Raw genomic sequence first — 14,208 nt, forward strand, 5'->3', positions numbered from 1 at the left:
GGTGGGAGGGCGGCGCCACCGCCGCCAGGATCGCCTCGGCGATCCGCTCCAGCGGCAGGACCTGATCCGCGTGGCCGGCCTTGACGGCGGCGCCCGGCATCCCCCAGACGACACTGCTCGCCTCATCCTGGGCGATGGTAACGGCCCCGGCGGCCTGCATGCGCCCCAGTCCGGCGGCCCCGTCACTGCCCATGCCGGTGAGCAGCACGCCCACGGCGTTGCTCCGGGCCGCCCGGGCCACCGAGTCGAACAGAACGTCCACCGAGGGCCGGTGACGATTGACCAGTTCGTCCTCGGTGATCCGGCAGATGTACTTGCTGCCGTCGCGGTGGAGTTCAAGGTGGTAGCCACCGGGGGCGATGTAGGTGTGCCCCGGGAGCACACGCTGGCCGTCTCGCGCCTCGTGGACCGAGACGGCGCAGATGTGATCGAGCCGTTCGGCAAAGGCCGCCGAGAAGCCGGGCGGCATGTGCTGGGTAATCACGGTGGCCGGGGCGTTGGGCGGCATCACCTCGAGCAGCCGCTGCACCGCCAGCGTACCACCGGTGGAGGCACCGATCGCCACCACCTTGTCCGTGGTGCGCTGATGCGGCTGCGGCGCGGCACCCCGGGGCTGGCTGTGCCCCGGCCGCACCCGGGCCCGCGCGGCGGTACGCACCTTGGCAATGATCTCCTCGGCATACGCGTCCAAGGTGTGGCTGACATCGGTGCGCGGCTTGGTTACGAAGTCGACGGCGCCGAGTGCCAGCGCCTCAAGGGTCTCCTCGGCGCCCTCCTCGGTCAGCGAAGAGACCATGACCACCGGCATCGGGCGCAACCGCATCAGGTTGCGCAGGAAGGTGATGCCGTCCATACGCGGCATCTCGACATCCAGGGTCAGGACGTCGGGGTTGAGCTGCTTGATCTTCTCGCGGGCGTCGTAGGGATCCCGCGCCGTGCCCACCACCTCGATGTCGTCGACACCGGCGAACAGCTCGGTGAGCATCCGGCGGATGAGGGCGGAGTCATCAACAATCAGTACCCGGATCATGCGCCCCCCCCCCCCCGTTAGAACAGATCCACGTCGCCGGACACGGGGCGCTCGTCGATCTCGTGGAGGTAGTGCTCCTCGCGCCGGACCACGGTATCGTTGCGCGTGCTCATCAGCTTCTTGGAACGGGCCCGACCACTCTCGGGATAGTACTGCACCTTGCGCGGGTACTCCCCGCCGAGATCCTGCGCGATCACGCGGAGCTGCTCGGTACGGACGTATTCCAGGGCGAACTCGATGTTCCGCTGGCCGACGTCGGTCATCCCCGCCATGACCCGGCCGCCGCCGAAGAGCTTGACCTCCAGCTCATCGCGACTGCCCCCGGCGGCGAGGATGCGATTGATCAGCTGCTCCATGGCGTGGTTGCCGTAGCGCGTGGCGGTGCTCAGTGGATCACCCTCCCAGTGGTGCGGGTCGCCACCTCGGATCGGCAGCATGAAATGGTTCATCCCGCCGATGCCCCGGCGGCGATCGCGGATACACGCCGAGACGCAGGAGCCGAGCACGGTGACCACCATCTCCGGGCCCCGGGTCACGTAGAACTCGCCGGGCAGGATCTTGGCCGCAAAGGCTTCATGCTGCGGATCCCAGTACCGGTTGATGTGCTCGAAACCGGGCAGGCACTCGGGCAGCTCCACGCCGCGGTTGCGCCAGGAAGCACGGCGCAGTTCAGTCCTGCTTGCGGTAGATGGTGCGGCCATGGGATTCGAATCGCTCGCTGACCCGCCACAGGGTCTCGGAATGCCCGATGTAGAGCCAGCCCCGGGGGGCCATGGCTCGGTCCATGCGGTCGAACAGCCGGCGCTGGATCTCCTTGTTAAAGTAGATGATCACGTTGCGACAGAAGACGATGTCGAACGGCTCCCGGAACGGCCACTCATGCAGAAGGTTCAGCTGCTGGAACTCGACCAGCCGGCACACCTCCGGGCGGACGCGGACCATGCCCTCCTTGCTGCCCTTGCCGCGCAGAAAGTGCCTGCGCAGGCGCTCCCGGCTCAGCCCGTCGACGCGCTTCTGATCGTAGACCGCGCGGCGTCCGCGTTCGAGTACGTTGCTGTCGAGATCCGTGCCAAGGATCTGGACCCGATCAGCAGCCCGATCGCCGAAGACCTCCCGGGCCACGATGGCCGCCGAGTAGACCTCCTCGCCGGTTGAGCAGCCCGCCGACCAGATGCGAACGGTGCCGGAGGACGCCTCGAGCACCCCGGCCAGGTGCTCGAAGTGGTGCGCCTCGCGGAAGAACGCCGTGAGGTTGGTGGTCAGGGCATTGACGAAGTGCGCCATCTCCTGGCGCTCGGGGTCGTCGAGCAGCAGCTTGCGGTAGCTCGCGAAATCCCGCAGCCCGAGGGCCCGGAGGCGGCGCGCCAGGCGCGAGTAGACCATGTCGCTCTTGGCGTCGCTGAGCTGGATCCCGGTCTCGCGTCCCACGGTCTCGCGGATCCACTCGAAGTCCTCTCGCGTAAAACGGAACTCACGCTCACCACTCACCGACGCCCTCCTGGCTGCCCGTCACAATCGCCCTCCCACCGCGCCTCAGAACTCTTCCCACTCGCCGTCGTTCACCTCGGTGCTCGCGGTGCGCCGGCCCCCGCCGTTGCCGGCCGTGCTGCGGCGTTGCTGACTCGTGCCGCTGGTGCGCTGCTGCCCGCCGGAACCGCTGGTGCGCTGTCCGCCGGCACCGGTGCCGGTACGCGAGCCACTCTGCCCGGCCCGGGCGCCGCCGCCCGCCTGGCCCTTGGCCTGGCCCGTCGCCTGCCCGCTCTTCTGGCCAGCGTGGCCGGAGCGGTTCGTCTTGGCGCCACCGCCTTTCGGGGTCTCCTCGCCGCCGCCGAAGAAGGACATCAATTCCACAAGGTTGTCCGACTGCTCGTCCAGGGACTCGGCCGCGGAGGCGGCCTCCTCCACCAGGGCGGCGTTCTGCTGGGTGACCTCGTCGAGCTGGCTGACCGCCTTGTTGATCTCGTCGATGCCCGAGGACTGCTCCTCGCTGGCCGCGGAGATCTCGGCGACCTTGTCGGTCACCGTCTGCACCGCCTCGAGGATCTCCTTGAGGGTCTCGTTGGACTCGTTGACCAGGCGGGTGCCGTCCTCAACCTTCTCACCGCTGTCGTTGATCAGCTTCTTGATGTCCTTGGCCGCGGTGGCACTGCGCTGGGCCAGGTTGCGCACCTCGGCGGCCACCACCCCGAAGCCGCGCCCGTGCTCGCCGGCGCGGGCCGCCTCCACGGCGGCGTTGAGGGCGAGCAGGTTGGTCTGAAAGGCGATCTCGTCGATGACCGTGATGATGTCCGAGATCTCGCGGCTCGATTGCTTGATCGCCCCCATGGCCTCGACCACTTGGCCGGAGATGTCCTGTCCGCGCTCGGCCCGCTCACGGGCCGAGGTGGCGAGCTGATTGGACTCGCGGGCGTTGTCGGCGGTCTGCTTGACCGTCGAGGTGAGCTCCTCGATGCTCGAGGCGGTTTCCTCCAGGGAGCTGGCCTGCTCTTCGGTCCGCTGGGAGAGATCCTGGTTGCCCTGGGCGATTTCCGAGGAGGCGCTGGCGATGCCGTTGGCGGTCTCGCGCACGCTGTCCACGGTCCGGCGCAACACATCGATGGTCGAGTTGACCCAGTCCTGGAGCTGGCCGAAGTCGCCCTTGAACTCGCCCTGCATCTGCTGGGTCAGGTCCCCCTTGGAGACCAGTTCCATGACCCGGATGACCTCCCGCACCGGGGCCTGCGTAACGTCGAGGACCATGTTGATGTCCTCGCTGAGGGTCCGGATGAACCCCTCGGACATCTCCGAGGTCTCCACCCGGTGACTGAGCTCACCGGCCTGGATCCGCTCGATCAGCGCCTCGACGTCGCGCTGCGCCTTCTTCTCGTTGTCGCGCCGGTGCCAGTCCTCGGTGATGTCGAACCACTCCAGCGTATTGCCGAGGAAGTTGCCCTCCTCGTCGTCCTCGCCGGTGATGTAGACGTTGAAACGCAGCTCGCCGACGTGCAGCTCTTGGTGCAGGGCGTCGTCGCGGATCCGCTGCATCTGCCCGGCCACCGAGCGTAGCTGCGGGAACAGGTCGAAGAGCGAGAGCCGATCCTCCAGATCCCGCGAGGTGAAACCGGGGTTGACCGCAACGATCTGCGCCTCGTGCCGCGCAAGCATGGCCTGCATCGGCTCGTTGACGTAGTGGATCGTGCCGTCCGGGTTGGTCATCAGGAAGGCCGTGGTCGCGGTGTGCATGGCCTTCTTGGCCCGGTAGTACTCGATGTACTCCTCCCGGTCGACGGTGATCGTTCTTTTCTGGTCGCTGCTCGCCATGGTGCTCTCCCCGCTGTCTGACTGCGTCTGCGCTACCTGCTGGTGCGCCGGCGCCGCGGCCGGCTCCTCGCCCTGTGCCTCCGTCGGCGCTCCGGCGGCTGACGCCTCCTCGGGTGCCGACGGCTGTTCCGTGTCGTCCTTCATCCATGCCAGGGGATCGCGACCGAGCTTCTTCTCGCCGCCACTTTTCCTGTCGCCGCCGCTCGATCCGCTGCTTTTCGCCACGGCTGCTCCTCCTCTACGCTTCGGCCGCCGGCTCAAAGACCCGGTGTTGCTCCAGGTCCTCGGCCAACGCCCGGTAATCCTTCGCCCCGTTGCTCTCGGGGCGGTACTCGAAGATCGTCTGCCCGAACCCGGGTGCCTCGGCCAGGGCGACGTTGTCGCGCACCGCCGTCTTCAGGACCTGGCCCGGGAAGTACTCCTTGAGCTTGCCGAGTACCTCCTTGGGCAGGCGGCGCTGACCGTTGTAGCGGGTCACCAGGACGCACTTGCGGGTGTGGATACCCAACCCCCGCTCGACCCGCATCAGGGTGCGCATGAGCCCAGCCAACCCCTCCAGGGCCAGGTAGTCGCAGGAGACCGGCATCACCACCTCGTCGGTAGCGAGCAGCGCGTTGATCGCCAGCAGTCCCGACGAGGGCGGGCAGTCGATGACCACGTAGTCCGGGAACGGGTCGAGCCCCGCCACGGCCCGCTGCAGCAGCCAGCCGCGCTCGCGCCCACCGGCCATCTGCTCCACCTCGGGCAGACGCGGCCCCGGCGGCACCAGACGGACCCTCTCCCGGGCGGGCTGCAGGCGCTCGGCCAGCGGCACCTGATCGAAGAGGACGTCATCGAGCCCCGGATCGAGGCCCTCAAGCCCCAGGCTGGCGGCGAAGTGGCCCTGGGGGTCGAGGTCGATACCCACCACATCGCGCCCGGCCCGGGCCAGGGCGTGGGCGACGTTCACCGAGGAGGTGGTCTTGCCCACCCCGCCCTTCTGGTTCAGAAAGCAGGTAACGCGCGATCCGGCTGCGCTCATTCCCGCTCCCCACGCGCCCGGTCCATCTCATCGGCGAGCTGCTCGAGCAGACCCACGACCTGGCGAGAGTTGTCGGCCAGCTGCTCCAGCTCACCGGCCGCGGCGTCCACCTCGCCCTGGCTGTAGAGCTTGGCGGCCTGCTTGCCGTGCTCGTGGACCGCCCGGTGCGGCGTCTCGATCTCGACGAAGGCGGGCAGCTTGCGGATCCACGGCTCCTCCACCAAGTCGTACCACTTGCCCAGGCGACAAGCGTGGTGGTCGGTGAGCTCGCGGTGATCGACATCCTCACGCCCGGCGAGCATCGCCGCGATGCGCCGCTTCCACATCACGTGGTCGAACTTGCTGCGCTCGATGAAGTAGCGCGGCAGATTGAGCTCCTCCTGACGCCCGATCTGCTCGGTGAGGATGGCGTTGGACTTGCCGAGGGCCTCCAGCGTGTGCTCCACGTCCGTGACGTTGCGCTCGGTCCGGTCCGTGACCGCGCTGATCGACTCGGCCACGTCGGTCACCGCGCCCTTCTGCTCGTTGATCACCGAGGAGACGTTGTGGATGTGCTCGGTGACCCCGCGCATGCGCTCGGCCACCTGCTGCATGGTCTCCCGCGTCTCTCCCGTGGCCGAGCGGCCCCGCTCGACGGCACCGCCCATCTCCTCGACGGAGGCGGAGATGGCCTCGGTTTCGTCACGAAGAGTCCGGATGCGCTGGGCGATGTCCACCGTGGCGCTCTTGGTCTGGTCCGCGAGCCGCCGCACCTCCTGGGCGACCACCGAGAAGCCGGCGCCGGCCTGCCCGGCCCGCGCCGCCTCCACCGAGGCGTTGAGGGCGAGCATATTGGTCTGGAAAGCGATCTCCTCGATCAGCTCGATGATCGAGCCGATCTCGTTGGAGGCCTGGTTCAGCTGCTTGACCCGCTGCGAGGCAGTCTCGGCCAGGCCGGCGATCTCCTGAACGGTCTGGTCCGTCTGCTGCGAGGCCTTGTCGCCGGAATCCACCAGCTCCTGCACGCGCTCAGTCTCGGTCGCCACCGCAGCGCTGTTGTCCGCGATGGTGTCCACACTGGCCGCCAGCTCCTCGGCGGTGGAGGCGATGGTCTGGCTACGCTCGCTGGTCTCGCGGATGGTCATGCGCATCCCGGATGCCGCAACCAGGCTCTCGGCCGCCTCGCCGGCCAACTCCACGGTCTCGCAGAGCTGACGGGTATCCCGGTCGAGGAGCTGCTCGGCGAGACGGTGCAACGCCTCGGAGACCCGACACTGCCCCGGGGGCACGCTGGCGTAATCGCCCTCCGCGATCTGCTCCACGATCCCGACCAGCTCCTCGACGCGCTCCGGAGGCAGCCAGCCGGCCTGCTCGAGGGCGTCGCGATCGGTCTCCAGCGGCGCCCCGGCACCCATTTCAGTCGTTGCCATGCTCCGTGCCTCCTTCGCTGTCCGCGCGAACCACCGCGGCGATCCGGCTCTGATCGTCGGCGATGGCCAGATCCTCGTCGCTGAGCAGCTCGTCGACATCGAGGATGATGACCATCTTGTTGTCGTCCACCGTGGCCAGCCCGCGGAGGAAATTGGTGCGCAGCGCTGCGCCGAACTCCGGGGCCGGCCGGATCTGCTCGGACTGGAACGTGTAGACCTCGGAGAGGGCGTCCACCACCAGCCCCATGATCCGCTCACGACCGCCCGCCGAAACCACGCGGACCATCACCACCACGGTGAACTTCGAGTACTCCTGGGCGGACATGCCGAAGCGTTCGCGCAGGTCGATGACCGGGACGATGGTGCCGCGCAGGTTGATCACGCCCTTGACGTAGTGCGGCGTGTTGGGGATGGGAGTGACACGCTGCCAGCCCTTGATCTCCTGCACCCGCAGGATGTCCACACCGTACTCCTCCTCCCCGAGCGTGAAGGTCAGGTACTGGTCCCCGTCGGCCGCCGCCTGCATGGCATCGACGGTATCCGCCCCGCTGCCGAGCGCGGCGGCCTTGCGGTCGTCTCCGAGGGTTCCGTGCTCGCTGTCCTGAGTCATGACTGCTCTCCGCTTGGAAACTGGGGGATCCCGGACACGAAGGGCTCAGGCGGCCTCATCGCTGTCCTCCCGGTCGGGGATGTAGGGCTGACGCCGGCCACCGCGGCTCATCTCGATCAGTCCGGCGATATCGAGGATCAGCGCCACGGTGCCGTCGCCGAGGATGGTCGCCCCGGCGATGCCGGGCACCTGCAGGTAATTGGCCTCCAGGCTCTTGATCACCACCTGCTGCTGATCGAGCAGGTCGTCGACGAAGACACCGAGGTAGGTGTCCTCGTCCTCAACGATCACCATCAGCCCGCCTCCGAGTTCACGACGCACCGGCTCGGTGTCGAAGAGCTCGTGCAGCCGGACGATAGGCACGTAGCCCTCGCGCCAGTGGTAGACCTCGCCGCGGCTGGTCACGCGGCTGACCTTGCTGGCGTCCACCTGCAGCGACTCGATGACCGAGACCAGCGGGATGATGTAGGTCTGATCCCCCACCCGGAAGAGCTGCCCATCGAGGATGGAGAGCGTCAGCGGCAGGGAGATGGTGATCGTCGTCCCCTGGCCGTGGGTGGAGCGCACATGGATGTTGCCGGAAAGGGAGCGGACGTTGCGCTTGACCACGTCCATACCCACGCCGCGGCCGGAGTACTCGGTGGCCTGGTCGTGGGTGGAAAGCCCAGGGTGGAAGATCAGGTCGTAGATCTGCTCGTCGGCCAGCTCGCTGCCATCTTCCACCAGGCCGGCGGCACGGGCCTTGCCAAGCAGCTTGTCGCGGTTGATACCGCGACCGTCGTCGGCGATCTCGATGATGATGTTGCCGCCCTTGTGGTACGCCTCGATGGTGATGGTGCCGGTCTCCGGCTTGCCCGCGGCGGCGCGCTCCTCCGGTAGCTCGATGCCGTGGTCGACGCTGTTGCGAACCAAGTGGACCAGGGGATCGATGATCTTCTCCATCACCGTCTTGTCCAGCTCGGTCTGCTCGCCCTCCATCTGGAAATCGACGGCCTTACCCAGGGCACGGCTGGTGTCGTGGACGATGCGCGGCAACCGCGAGTAGGCGAAGCTGATCGGCACCATGCGGATGCGCATGACGTTCTCCTGCAGCTCGCGGGTGTTGCGCTCGAGCTGCGCGAGGCCGTCCTGGAGTTCTTCCAGACGCTCGGCGGTGAACTCCTTGCCGATCTGGCTGAGCATCGATTGGGTGATCACCAGCTCGCCGACCATGTCGATGAGCGCGTCGATCTTCTCGGTGTCGACACGGATGGAGCTGCTGCTCCCGCCCCCACCCGCGCCGCCCCGGCGTGCGGCCGACTTGCGACCCTCGCCACCGGCCGGCGCCGCGGCCTCTGCGCCGGCGGCCGGCTCGGCGGCGACAGCCGCGGCCGCGCCGCCCTCGGCCGCCGCGGCGGGTTCCGTCCCGGCAGCCTCAAGGGGACGGATCTCGAGGCGGGCATCGTCCTCGACCCACTCGAAGACCTCGCGCACCGCCGCCTCGGTCACGTCGGCGTAGAGGCGCAGCGTCCAGGCCAGCTGACAGGTTTCCGGGTCGAGCTGCTCGAAGGGCGGCAACCCCGAGGTGTCGCACTCGACCTCGAGCTCGCCGAGATCCTGCAGCGCCAGAAACAGGCGCCGCGGGTCGTTGCCGGTAGCGAAAAGGTGCGGCTGCGGCTCGAAGCGGATCCACCACCCGCCACCGCCGGACGGCGGGGTCGCGTCTCCGCCGCCGCCCGCGCTGCCACGATCACCACCCGTATCCCCGGCGGGGCCGGAAGCCCCGGATGCCGTACCAGTGGGGGTCTGACCCAGCTGCTCATCGAGCTGACGCTGCGCGGTGCTGATCGCATCGGCGTCCAGCGCCTGATCGCTCTGGATCGCCGCGAGCATGCTGCGCAGGCAATCGACTGCATTGAGCAGCACGTTCACGGCGTCCGGTGTGACCGCCTGCTGACCGTCGCGCAGGCGGTCGAGCAATGTCTCCATGCGGTGGGTGAAGTCGGAGACGGCGGTCAGGCCGAAGGTCCCGGCACCCCCCTTGATCGAGTGCGCGGCACGAAAGACGTTGTTGAGGGTCTCCGGATCCGGACGCTCCGGGTCGAGTTCCAACAGGCCCGACTCCATGGTGTCCAGCCCCTCGAAGCTCTCCTCGAAGAAGGTCTGCAGGAACTGGCTCAGATCTACGCTCATCGCTCGCCCCCCCGTCGGGCGCTCCGGGCGCCTTCCGTCAGCGCACCACCTTCTTGATCGTGTTCACCAGCTGGTCCGGATCGAAGGGCTTGACCAGCCAGCCGGTGGCTCCGGCCGCTTTGCCCTCCTGCTTCTTTTCCGGTGCCGACTCGGTGGTCAGCAGCAGGATCGGCGTAAACTTGAAGGTAGGCAGCCCGCGGAGTTCACGGACCAGTGTGATGCCGTCCATCTTCGGCATGTTCACGTCCGTGATCACCAGGTCGAAGCCGCCCGCCTTGGCCTTGGTCAATGCGTCCGTGCCGTCCACCGCTTCGGTGACCTCGTAGCCCTGCTGCTTGAGGGTGTAGGTCACCATCTGCCGCATGGAGGCGGAATCATCGACCGCCAGGATCTTCGCCATCGTCTCGTTCCCTTAGTCTGTCGGGGTTAGCGGGCTGCGCCGCCGGGCCCGAGTTCATCGGTCAGGCCGAGATCGGCGGCAGCCTCGGTGACCGGGGCCGGCGCCCCCCCGCCCTGCCACGACCAGCCGGCGCGGCTCGCCGCCGCCCGTGCGAAGGCAGCGAGCAGCTGGACGCCGGCGGCGTCAACCTGCTGCAGCCGTGCACCATCCAGTGCCACGGGCTGCCCGGAGGACAGCGCGTCGGCCAGGGTCTCTTTGAGGGTCGCCGCCACGGTGATATCGAGCTGTTCGCCCAGATCGATGTGCTGGTGGGCCGCCATGATGTCCCTACGCGTTTGCCGGTTGTCCGTTGAGATTGCCCGTCATCATCGCTAACGGCAAGAGGCGGCATTAACTTGAGTGGCATACCTCACCGCCACAGCGCCACACGCGGGGGATCAGGAGGTGCGCGCGCGCCGCGCGTCGATGGCGGCCTCGAGCCGCTCGGCGGCCCGCTCGAGTTCGGGCAGACAGCCCCAGGCCGTTTGCAGATCGCCGGTGCGGGCAGCATCGTCGAGGCGACGGGCGCACTCCCGTGCCTCGACGGCGCGCACACTGGCCAGAGCCCCCTTGACGGGGTGAGAGATCGCGTGGACCGCCTGCGGATCACCCTGCTCCAGGGCTTCGCGCAGGGCCGCCAGGCGAGACGGAAGGTCTTCCTGCATGCGCTCGAGCAGCATGTCCGCCAGCTGCTCATCGCGACCGAGATTGTCGAGCAACTCTTCCAGGTCGATGACGGGGTGATCGGACATGGGCCGGCTCCTCTGCTTCAAGATCGGGCGGCGGGCTGCCAGCCTTCGCGCAGCCGCGGTAACAGCCGCCGGAATGCCTCGGTGCCGGCGCATTGCAGCCACTCGAAGGCCACCATCTCAGCCCCCGCCACCACCACACCGGCCTGGCGCATGCGGGCCAGGGCGAGCTCGCGATCCGCGGGCCGGCGCGAGCCGACCGCCTCGGCGACGGCGAAGACCTGGTGACCGGATTTTTGCAAACCCAGTGCCGTCTGCAGGACGCAGACGTGGGCCTCCGTGCCGGCGATGACCACCTGCTCCGGCAGGCGGATACCGGCGGCTTCGGGGTCGCGGGTCCAGGCGAAGTGCATCTTGGTATGACGCCGGGACGCCGGCACCGAGCGGGCGAGCGCCGCAACGGTCGGGCCGAGGCGTTCCGGATACTGCTCGGTCGCGTGGACGGGCTGGCCGAGCTCGTGGGCGACCCCCGCCAGCCAGTCCGCGGCGGCGACCACCTGCTCGCCGCCATCGATGGCCGGCAGCAAACGCTCCTGGAGATCGATCAGCAACAGAGCGCTGCGCGCCGGGTCGATCAGCGTATCCGTCATCGCGAGAACATCACTCCCACACCAAAGCGAACCTGCGGCTGGCTCCTGGTGGCCGTCGCCGGTGGCCAGAGGTGGACGTCCTCGGTGGCGACCACCGGATAGGTCAACGCCTGCTCACCCACCCGTCCGGTGCGTAGGGCATCCACCGCACCGCGCACCGTGATCAACCGCCCGGGGCGGTAGTCGGCGCTCTCCAGGAAGCCCGGGTAATCCACTAGGAAACGCCCCTCGGGCGAGGCCGCCGTGCGGGGTCGCTGGGCGCGATCCAGCGGGTACCCCACCACCTCGAGCCGGGTCGTCTCTTCCAAGTGTTCCACCTGGAGGATACGCCCTGCCCAGAGGACCTGGCTACCGATGACTGCCTCGCCGGCGGCAGCGGCCTCGCGCGCGGTCAGATCGGCCATCAGGTCATCATTACGCTCGAAGGGCGCCCCGGTGGCGCAGCCAAAAAGGGCTACGCCTGCCACCGCCGCCAGCAGGAGCCAGCGCGCCGCGCGGGCAGGGGACCGTCCCAGGGACAGCGCCACGGCAACCATCACCAGTACGGCCGCCGATAGGGCCCGTAGTAGTAGGGATACCCCGGATGGCGGTACCAGGGATCGCCATACCAGGGGTCGTACCACGGATCGTAGCGATAGGAGCGCGGCGTGGTGCGCTTGGGATCGGCCGGCTCCTGCCAGAGGTGATGGGCTTGGACCGCTACCACCGGGTAGGTGTAAGCGTACTCCCCGATGGCCCCCTTCACGGTCCCATCCAGGGAACCGGAGACGGTGAACTGCCGGCCGGGCGCGTAGAGGGTCGGCTCAAGAAAGCCGTCCACCCGCGCCAGGAACCGCCCCTCGGTGCGGTCGGCATCGCGCGGCTCGCCGCCGCGGCGCAGGGGACGCTCGACGATCTCCAGCCAGGTGGCGTCGGCCTCGTTGCGCACCTCGACGATCTCCCCGCCCCAGCGCACCCGCTCGCCGTCGTGGGCGCTGGCGCCATCCGCACGCACCTGGGCTAGGGAGGGGGCTTCGTCCGGAGCAGTGCGTACCGGGTCGGGCACGGTGCCCGCACACCCTAGCAACAGCCCGGCCGCCACCACCGGCAAAAGGATTCGGATGGACACCACGGCCACCTCCCTGGGAACGGGCTTGTCCCCCCTTAGTATACAAAGCCGCTAGCCGGCAGCCAGCGCCCGCCAGCGGCGCACCCACCGCGGCAGCAGGCCGTGACGGGGGGCAACCAGCAGCGCCACCAGGAACAGCGTTGCGGAAACCAGCACCATCGCCCCGCCCGAGGCGACGTCGAAGTGGTAGGCCAGATAGAGCCCCACGACCGCGGCAGTGACACCACAGAAGGCGGCCAGGACGATCATGCGGGTCAGCCGGTCGGTGAGCAGGTAGGCGGTCGCCCCCGGCGTGATGAGCATGGCCACCACGAGGATGATGCCCACCGTCTCCAGGCTGGCGACGATGGTCAGGGTCAGGAGCAGGATCAGGCCGTAGTGGATCACGGCCGTATTCATGCCCAACGCCCGGGCGTGGATCTCGTCGAAGGTGTAGGCGAACAGCGCCTTGTAACCCAAGGCCACGGCCAGCAGCGCGATCACACCGGCGCCCAGGGTGAGCAGCAGCGCCGCGCGGTCCACACCCAGCACGTTGCCGAAGAGCACGTGCATCAGGTGGGTGGAGGTGGCCACCTGGCTGATGATCACCACCCCCAAGGCAAACGCCGCCGTGAACATGATGCCGATGGCGGTATCGGACTTCAGGCGGGTGGTCCGCTCGATGAAGCCGATCCCCAGCGAGGTCAGCGCGCCAGCCAGGAAGGCGCCGATGAAGAACGGCCAGCCGAGCAGGTAGGCGATGGCCACCCCGGGCAGCACCGCATGGGAGATGGCATCCCCGAGCAGGGCCCAGCGCTTGAGGACCACGAAGCAGGAGAGCACCCCGCAGACCAGCCCGACGGCGATGGCGGTGAGCAGGGCGCGCTGCATGAACTGATAGCTGAACGGCTCGGCCAGCGGCTCGGGCAGCAGACCCACAACGGCCATCAGTCCAGCCAGCAGGAAGTCGATCACGGCCTCCGCCCACGCCATCAGTCCGCCTCCTGAAGCCCACGGGCGAAGAGCGGATCGGCGGCACGCAGAAGCGAGCGCTCGTCGGTCATGACCTCTTCCGGAGGCCCCGAGGCAATCACCGAACGATTGAACAGCACCAGCCGATCGGCGTGGCGCCGCGCCCCGGCGATGTCGTGGGTAACCAGTACCACGGTTCGACCGGCGGCACGCAGATCGCGCAGCACCTCGAAGATCAGTGCCTCGCTGGAACGGTCGACCCCAACCAGCGGCTCATCGAGGAGCAACAGCCGCGCCTGCTGCGCCAGGGCACGCGCGAGCAGCACGCGCTTCTTCTGCCCCCCGGAGAGTTCGCTGATGTGCCGGTCGGCCAGCTCCGCCATGGCCGTCGCCGACAGCGCCTCGGCCACCGCCTCGTGGTGCTCCGCCCCAAGCAACCGCCGCGGCAGCCAGCGCTGCACGCCGGAGCGGCGCAGACTCGGGTAGCGGGCCGAGAAGATCACGTCACGCACCGAAGCGGGGAAGTCCCAGTCGAGGGTCTCGTGCTGCGGCATGTAGGCCACGTCCCCGGCACCGCGCGCCTGACCGGGCGCCCGACCGCCGATGCGGATGCGCCCGCAGCGCGGCCGGATCAGGCCCATGATCAGCTTGAGCAGCGTGGACTTGCCGGCACCGTTGGGGCCAACGAGGGCCACCAGCTCACCGGCGGGAATGCGCAGATGGGCATCCGCCACTGCATCCACGCCGTGATAACCGGCACAAAGCCCCTCGGCCTCGATGGCCGCGACGCCTTCACCACGCCCCGCCCCCGCCGCTGGTCTACCCGCGT

General features: G+C 68.5%; 16 protein-coding genes. All 16 read right to left on the reverse strand.

Annotated features, from left to right (window positions below; genetic code table 11):
- The coding region (locus CCR79_RS11495; protein WP_201172816.1) for a protein-glutamate methylesterase/protein-glutamine glutaminase at positions 1-1,030 on the reverse strand (1,030 nt) is incomplete at its 3' end.
- Positions 1,031-1,047: 17 nt separating this feature from the next.
- Positions 1,048-1,731 carry a chemoreceptor glutamine deamidase CheD gene (gene cheD / locus CCR79_RS11500; RefSeq protein WP_201172818.1) on the reverse strand — a complete coding sequence of 228 codons (684 nt, stop codon included), beginning with the start codon at positions 1,729-1,731 and terminating at the stop codon, positions 1,048-1,050.
- A complete protein-coding gene (locus CCR79_RS11505; protein WP_201172820.1) occupies positions 1,700-2,518 on the reverse strand; it encodes a CheR family methyltransferase in 819 nt (272 codons plus the stop codon). Before CCR79_RS11505 ends, cheD begins: the two co-directional genes overlap by 32 nt.
- Positions 2,519-2,563: 45 nt before the next feature.
- Complete coding sequence (locus CCR79_RS13915; protein ID WP_430654670.1) at positions 2,564-4,474, reverse strand: methyl-accepting chemotaxis protein; 1,911 nt, start codon at positions 4,472-4,474, stop codon at positions 2,564-2,566.
- A 94-nt stretch (positions 4,475-4,568) separates the two neighbouring features.
- On the reverse strand, positions 4,569-5,351 hold the full coding sequence (locus tag CCR79_RS11515; protein ID WP_201172824.1) for a ParA family protein: 783 nt from the start codon (positions 5,349-5,351) through the stop codon (positions 4,569-4,571).
- Positions 5,348-6,760 carry a methyl-accepting chemotaxis protein gene (locus tag CCR79_RS11520; protein WP_201172826.1) on the reverse strand — a complete coding sequence of 471 codons (1,413 nt, stop codon included), beginning with the start codon at positions 6,758-6,760 and terminating at the stop codon, positions 5,348-5,350. The genes CCR79_RS11515 and CCR79_RS11520 overlap by 4 nt, the downstream gene beginning before the upstream one ends.
- Entirely contained in the window at positions 6,747-7,286 is a 540-nt protein-coding gene (locus CCR79_RS11525) for a chemotaxis protein CheW (protein ID WP_201172849.1), read from the reverse strand. Before CCR79_RS11525 ends, CCR79_RS11520 begins: the two co-directional genes overlap by 14 nt.
- A gap of 129 nt (positions 7,287-7,415) precedes the next feature.
- Positions 7,416-9,542, reverse strand: a complete 2,127-nt coding sequence (locus CCR79_RS11530) for a chemotaxis protein CheA (RefSeq protein ID WP_201172828.1) — start codon at positions 9,540-9,542, stop codon at positions 7,416-7,418.
- A 37-nt stretch (positions 9,543-9,579) separates the two neighbouring features.
- Complete coding sequence (locus CCR79_RS11535; protein ID WP_201172831.1) at positions 9,580-9,942, reverse strand: response regulator; 363 nt, start codon at positions 9,940-9,942, stop codon at positions 9,580-9,582.
- A 26-nt stretch (positions 9,943-9,968) separates the two neighbouring features.
- Positions 9,969-10,262 (reverse strand): STAS domain-containing protein, encoded by a 294-nt coding sequence (locus CCR79_RS11540; RefSeq protein WP_201172833.1) that lies wholly within the window; start codon positions 10,260-10,262, stop codon positions 9,969-9,971.
- 117 nt (positions 10,263-10,379) lie between these two features.
- The gene (locus tag CCR79_RS11545) at positions 10,380-10,733 is read right to left on the reverse strand and encodes an Hpt domain-containing protein (RefSeq protein WP_201172835.1); all 354 of its coding nucleotides are present in this window, start codon (positions 10,731-10,733) and stop codon (positions 10,380-10,382) included.
- Between the two features lie 17 nt (positions 10,734-10,750).
- Positions 10,751-11,320 (reverse strand): isochorismatase family protein, encoded by a 570-nt coding sequence (locus tag CCR79_RS11550; protein ID WP_201172837.1) that lies wholly within the window; start codon positions 11,318-11,320, stop codon positions 10,751-10,753.
- The gene (locus tag CCR79_RS11555; protein ID WP_238642132.1) at positions 11,317-11,847 is read right to left on the reverse strand and encodes a Slp family lipoprotein; all 531 of its coding nucleotides are present in this window, start codon (positions 11,845-11,847) and stop codon (positions 11,317-11,319) included. Before CCR79_RS11555 ends, CCR79_RS11550 begins: the two co-directional genes overlap by 4 nt.
- A gap of 8 nt (positions 11,848-11,855) precedes the next feature.
- Positions 11,856-12,428, reverse strand: a complete 573-nt coding sequence (locus tag CCR79_RS11560) for a Slp family lipoprotein (protein ID WP_238635077.1) — start codon at positions 12,426-12,428, stop codon at positions 11,856-11,858.
- Positions 12,429-12,479: 51 nt separating this feature from the next.
- Positions 12,480-13,400: a metal ABC transporter permease gene (locus CCR79_RS11565; protein WP_238633504.1), complete on the reverse strand. Its 921-nt coding sequence runs from the start codon at positions 13,398-13,400 to the stop codon at positions 12,480-12,482.
- A partial coding sequence (locus tag CCR79_RS11570) for a metal ABC transporter ATP-binding protein (RefSeq protein WP_207190383.1) occupies positions 13,400-14,208 on the reverse strand: 809 nt, incomplete at its 5' end. The genes CCR79_RS11570 and CCR79_RS11565, both read right to left, overlap by 1 nt.

The organism is Halorhodospira halophila (genome assembly GCF_016653405.1).
GTDB classification, from domain to species: Bacteria; Pseudomonadota; Gammaproteobacteria; order Nitrococcales; family Halorhodospiraceae; genus Halorhodospira; species Halorhodospira halophila_A.